Here is a 5513-nt window from a genome sequence, read left to right as displayed (position 1 = left end):
GGATATATCTTTGTAATCTGGATCTGTTATTTCTAGGATTTTATTTTTGACAAAAATCTTTTGTGATTCCGCATCATAGTCGATGGTTGCTCCCAAATTTTCAGCTATAAAGCGAATGGGTACATACGCATGTCCATCTACATTCAGTACCTTGTAATCATTGTTTAATCCAATATTACTACCATTAATTTCAAAACTCGCTGGAAATAATAACGCTTGAATAGAATCCGATGCGAAAACAACAGTTGAACAGGCAATAGCTAAACCTAAACTCAATCCCAATATAAATTTTTTCAATACGACACCCCTTTTCTTCGTTGTTTATAAATATAGACGCTAAAGCTTTCATTTTGTTGTAAAAAATAGGAAAATTACCAAAAATAATTTCCTTAAATGGAGTTTATTTCACCGCTATTCTGCCCGTTAGTTCGGTGACAAAAAAGAGACCCACAGCAACGAGCTGAGGGCCTAAGTTTATATTTTAAAGGGGGTCGATCTTTATTATAGTCTTGAATGATTAATGCTACATGAAAATAAGATTTCAATTATGTAACAACTACTTAACGGTGACCTTGTACTAACGTTAGCTTAGATTGCCACTTTCCATTAATGTCTGCAGCGGAATTTAGTTAAAAGAACGATATTATCCATTTAATTATTAAAATGAAAACTATGATCCCGATTAATTCAAATATGTAATCTCTCCTTGAAAATTTGTCTTTGCTTAATTTCAATTTAAAAACTAGGAAGATTGCAACACCAAAAATAATTGAAAGTATCTCCTCCAGCATATACCTCACCTCAAAAGTATTGAACTATAGTTTCCGTTAGTTGAGTGAATGAGTCACGCCTTGTCTCCTTCGTGAATCATCAGAGATTTAAGCCCAATTTTATTTAAGTAGACCAACCGTAATTCAATTTCATCCTTCACCTGGCTAGAAACCTTCAACTCATGCACGTCGAGTGAATGGGGTAAACCTCGAATAAACAGCAACAATTCCTGTATCGGCAATCTTAGAGTATCTACAATCGATTGACCTTGTATCGTTGTAGCTATTATTTCAGGTGCCATCTTGCTTCCGTTACATGCGGCGCATTGGACTTGCTTGGAGAAGAAACGGATCGCCCTAAGGTTCCCCTTACTCTTCGTTCCCGCATCGCGCATATATCGCAAATCGGCAACGCATCCGCGGTAGAAACTTGTCGCTTGTTTCTTTTTGTATACATAGGAAACAGGGTCATTCTTGTAACCGTAAAGTAAAATATCCATAAATCGCCTATCCTGCTCGGCAAGCGGCTTTTCATAGTCAATCCCGATCATCTTGGCCAATGCTTTGATTTTGAACACCGGCGCACAAATCGTACCTGCCCAAAGAAGCACGGCCCCATGTTTTAGGGATAGTTCGGATGCGATCATTCGGGCGGGATCAATATCAATCACGGTTTCGGTTCCATTACATGAAGTACAAATCCCGTATGGACTGTTCGCGGAAAAACCCTGAGAAGTCCCTGACCTACTGCTGTCTCTACACTTCCCAATCAGTGCATAAAGCAATCTAAGATATTCCGACACAGCTGTTATTGTACCGACTAGGCTGCCTGCTCTTTTTTCGTTAAACTTTTCTTGGGGGAGTAATAGACTTTCCAAATTTATAACCCCTTCCGTTATGCATCTAAGATAAATACAATAGGTAATAATTTCCCCAAAAGTTGAAGAAAACCTTTTTTGATATCCTGCCCGTTAGCGGAGAAGGCTGCCGATCATTGCTGTCGGCAGCCTTCTCCTGATGTTTATTGAGCTATCGTTTCTCGTTAGCGTAATTTATTTTAGGAGACAAAGGTCATCTAACCGACTGGTAAACGAGACCTATGGCTCCAGAATCAAAGGTCTTGTTTTCGATAAGTTTAAGATTGACCTTCTCCTTGAGACCTTGGAATAACGGCAACCCGCTGCCGATCAGGACGGGAGAAACCGTAATTTTATACTCATCGATTAAATCAAGCTGCATAAGGTGGTGTGCGATCCTAGGACTGCCGAGGATGACCATATCCTTGCCTGGCTGCTGTTTGAGGTTCTTGATCTCTTCCTCGACATCTTCTTTCACCAGTCTGGAATTGTTCCATTCGACTTTGTCCAGTGTCGTGGAAAAAACGATTTTGGCTGTCTTATCGATCCACTCGGCATGATTCCGTTCATGCTGCGAAGCTGATGGGTTCGAAGGCACAGATGGCCAATAACCGTGCATTAATTGATAAGTCCCTCGTCCCCAAATGACGGTGTCGGCAGTACTTAGAATTTCTTTCGCGTATTTCTCTAAATCACCATCGTAGGAAATCCAGCCAATGTCCATTGCACCGTTTGGCCCTTCTACAAAACCGTCAAGCGATGCGTGCAAAAATAGAACGAGTTTTCTCATTTTCAGTGCTCCTTTGTTCATGAGGGATGTCTACTTTAGTTACATTTTAGCACATTTCAGCTTGGATTGTTTCTTATGGATTGCTAAGCTAAACTGCCCTTTACTTCAATGAAATCAAAAAAGAGCTGCTTCAATGCAGCTCCTGAACTATAGTTCGCCGTTAGTTTAATCCCGAAATGCTAAATGCTTTGATTTGTTGTATTATTTCTGTGATATTATTGGGATCTTTTATTTCATATAGATAATTAGCTTCGTCTTTACTAGGTGGTATTTCTCCCGAATTTCCTTGTCGCTCCAACACTTCTAAAAAGCTCGATGCACTTCTGAAAATAGCTTTACTTCTTTGTGTTTGTTCAACTCGTGCTCTCAGTATTTCAATAGATAAATTAAAGTAAACAATAATACTTTTAAATCCCTTTTCATGAAAATATCTGAGTACATTTGTTCGTCCTGATTTATTTAAATTACAATTGCTTAAGATGATGTGAAAATTACTTTGCTCTGCAGCATATTCAACAATCGCATTGGTAATAGAGAATTTTAGTGTATTAGGTCCTTCTATTGGGAGAAGTTTCTTATAATGACTATTAATAAATTCAGCATGATTATCCTGATCAATGATTACAGCTTCTTGTAAAACAGATTCCAATTCTTTAGCAAAGGTAGTTTTTCCACTATGCGTTATTCCAACTGTCATAATTACTAGGCGGTTCATATAATTAATCGCTCCTTTATGTTTTAGGTCGTACTTTCAGATAACGTGATATTCAGAAAGTTCGTAACTAATCCATCCCGAAGTGTATTCGAGAAACGATTGAATTATCCTGCCCGTTAACAAAAGGCTGCAAGCGGCAGCCATTTTTAGGGTTTTCAACTATCGTTATGCGTTAATGCTGCTACCGTCGCACACCCTATCTCCTCCGAAACTACCTGCCTGGAGTTCTGTCTTTGTTCAGTTCACTAAAGAACTTTATTTCAATTAAATAACTTTATTTCTCTAACAGATAATTTGCATATCCCCGCCCCATGCGTTATTATGTTTATATCGACAAATTTGCAGGTCTATACAAGGAGGTGTACGCGTCCATGTGCCCCCGTACCAAAGAACAAAATGAGCTCATCCGCATGCAGCGCAGTGAACAGATCCTTGACGCCGCCGCGCGCACCTACTTCCACACGGGCGGCAGCTTTGATATTCGCGACGTCGCCCGCGAGGCCGAGATCGGTTACGGCACGGTATACCATTATTACCCCAACCGACATTTATTAATAGAAGATGTGCTGGGCAGCGGCTTCGAGCGATGCGAGCAAGCCCTGGCAGAATGGGCAAGCATCTACGGCGGCGGCCAGGATGAGAGGCAGATGTTGACGTATTGCAAGGCGCTGCTCCGGCTGTGGCAGTCGGACGCCCGCGCATATCTCGTCTACAAAATGGCGGCGGAACATTATGCAGGCTTGCCTGAGAGGGATCGGAACTCCACCAAGAGACGATTCATGGAACGGCTGTACGTTCCGCTCCAATCGATCGCCCAGCGCGAAGACGACAGCGTCGACCATATGCTTGCCGTGCTGGTCGGCTGCTGCGGGCTGCACTACTATGCGGGCACTTCCGAGCTGGACGTCGATCGAATCGCCAAGCTCGCGATGCAAGCTATTACGAAGGAGTCCTGATACGAACATGGTCATCTTAAAAAGCAAGCATGAAATCGAGGCTATCCGTAAGGCATGCCAAGTGGTGGCCGAATGCCATCGCACGATCGCCCCACTCATCAAACCGGGAATCACGACGAACGAGATTGAGCGCATATTCGAGGACATTATCTTGAAGCACGGCGCCAAGCCCTACACGAAGGGCTACAAGGGCTATCAATATGCGACCTGTGCCTCCGTCAACGACGTGATCGCGCATGGCTTTCCTAGAGATAAGCCACTTGAGGATGGCGATATCGTGACGATCGACACGGTCGCGGAGCTCGACGGCTGGCTCGGCGATTCAGCCTGGAGCTATGCGGTCGGGAAGATCTCGCCGACAGCCGAGAAGCTGATGCGCGTCACGAAGGAATGCCTTGACCTCGGTATCGCGCAGGCGCAGCCCGGCAATCGGCTCGGCGACGTGACGAGCGCCATCCAGCGGCATGCCGAATCGAACGGATTCGGCGTCGTGCGTGACCTACTCGCGCATGGCATCGGCCGGGACCTGCACGAGGCGCCGAACTATATGCATGTCGGCAAACCCGGCAAAGGCCTCCGCATCAAGGAAGGCATGGTGTTCACGATCGAGCCAATGATCACCGAAGGCACCTACTTCATGACAATCGATTCGGACGGCTGGACCGCGCGGACGCTGGACCGCAAGCTCGCCGCCCAATACGAGCATACGATCGCCATCACGGCTCAAGGGCCACAAATCCTGACCGCGCAATAGAATAATTAGAAGTCGACCACGAGATGGTCGACTTCTTTTTTTCGTATTCGGCATAGCATCTTTCTTCATCCGATACATGCGTTTATCCGCTTTCTTATAGAGCTCAAAGGCATTCTTCAGAAAATTGCTGGATCCGATACTACGGTGATGGATAACTCATTCCCGTCTTCAAGCCGAAGCAGGTTCGCGGACAGAGTAGCCTCAATGATCGTGATGAGGCTACTCTGTCCGCGATCACATGCCAGTACGATGATTTCATCTCCGGCGAACCGCGCGACAAAATCGGAAACGCCGGCTGACTCTGACTATAACTGGGCTAGATGACGCAATGCAGGATCTCCCGCATGGATGGCCATGGGAGTCGTTAATCGAGCAATTCAGTCCTTTATTTCGAATGCGGTCCCATTGCGTTATTCTGCCCGTTACTTCAACGAGGCTGCCGATTAATGCCGGCAGCCTCGTCTTGTTTTCTTATTGAACAAACGTTTCTCGTTAGCGTAACGTCAGTTAATCCCATTGCTTATTCTGTATTCCGGCTAATATCCTTTCAACTATCCATTTGGGCGAGGACGAGGGCGACAGCTACTCATACCAATTCGTCCACGACTGGCCAACGTACCAGTGCTGCATGAAGGAGCTGTCCGGGCAAGGCTATTCGACCTCTGGAGGAA

The 5513-nt window shown here is 44.8% G+C and carries 6 protein-coding genes; 2 read left to right on the top strand and 4 right to left on the bottom strand.

All coding sequences use genetic code 11. The annotated features are described in order from the left end of the window. The 4 genes from GC102_RS36950 to GC102_RS36935 form a co-directional block, all read right to left on the bottom strand. Positions 1 to 297 (bottom strand): stalk domain-containing protein (locus tag GC102_RS36950; protein ID WP_216628298.1); only part of this gene is annotated, 297 nt, incomplete at its 3' end. A 547-nt stretch (positions 298 to 844) separates the two neighbouring features. Then, positions 845 to 1648: an excinuclease ABC subunit UvrA gene (locus tag GC102_RS36945; protein WP_171693930.1), complete on the bottom strand. Its 804-nt coding sequence runs from the start codon at positions 1646 to 1648 to the stop codon at positions 845 to 847. Positions 1649 to 1841: 193 nt separating this feature from the next. After that, a complete protein-coding gene (locus GC102_RS36940; RefSeq protein WP_047685646.1) occupies positions 1842 to 2417 on the bottom strand; it encodes a dihydrofolate reductase family protein in 576 nt (191 codons plus the stop codon). Positions 2418 to 2577: 160 nt separating this feature from the next. Further along, entirely contained in the window at positions 2578 to 3132 is a 555-nt protein-coding gene (locus tag GC102_RS36935; RefSeq protein WP_171693929.1) for an ATP-binding protein, read from the bottom strand. A gap of 371 nt (positions 3133 to 3503) precedes the next feature. On the opposite strand from GC102_RS36935, the gene GC102_RS36930 reads away from it, so the two are divergent. Both GC102_RS36930 and map read left to right on the top strand, forming a co-directional pair. Next, positions 3504 to 4088: a TetR/AcrR family transcriptional regulator gene (locus GC102_RS36930; RefSeq protein WP_171693928.1), complete on the top strand. Its 585-nt coding sequence runs from the start codon at positions 3504 to 3506 to the stop codon at positions 4086 to 4088. A gap of 7 nt (positions 4089 to 4095) precedes the next feature. After that, the gene (gene map, locus GC102_RS36925; protein WP_171693927.1) at positions 4096 to 4842 is read left to right on the top strand and encodes a type I methionyl aminopeptidase; all 747 of its coding nucleotides are present in this window, start codon (positions 4096 to 4098) and stop codon (positions 4840 to 4842) included. Positions 4843 to 5513 lie beyond the last annotated feature (671 nt).

The organism is Paenibacillus germinis, assembly GCF_013141785.1.
GTDB lineage: Bacteria > Bacillota > Bacilli > Paenibacillales > NBRC-103111 > Paenibacillus_E > Paenibacillus_E phytorum.
The sequence above is the reverse complement of the archived record's forward strand: the minus strand, read 5'-3'. Positions and strand labels throughout refer to the sequence as shown.

Coding starts and splice junctions, on each gene's coding strand:
- GC102_RS36940 (WP_047685646.1), bottom strand. CDS start 2,417: ATGAGAAAACTCGTTCTATTTTTGCACGCATCGCTTGACGGTTTTGTA.
- GC102_RS36935 (WP_171693929.1), bottom strand. CDS start 3,132: ATGAACCGCCTAGTAATTATGACAGTTGGAATAACGCATAGTGGAAAA.
- GC102_RS36930 (WP_171693928.1), top strand. CDS start 3,504: ATGTGCCCCCGTACCAAAGAACAAAATGAGCTCATCCGCATGCAGCGC.
- map (WP_171693927.1), top strand. CDS start 4,096: ATGGTCATCTTAAAAAGCAAGCATGAAATCGAGGCTATCCGTAAGGCA.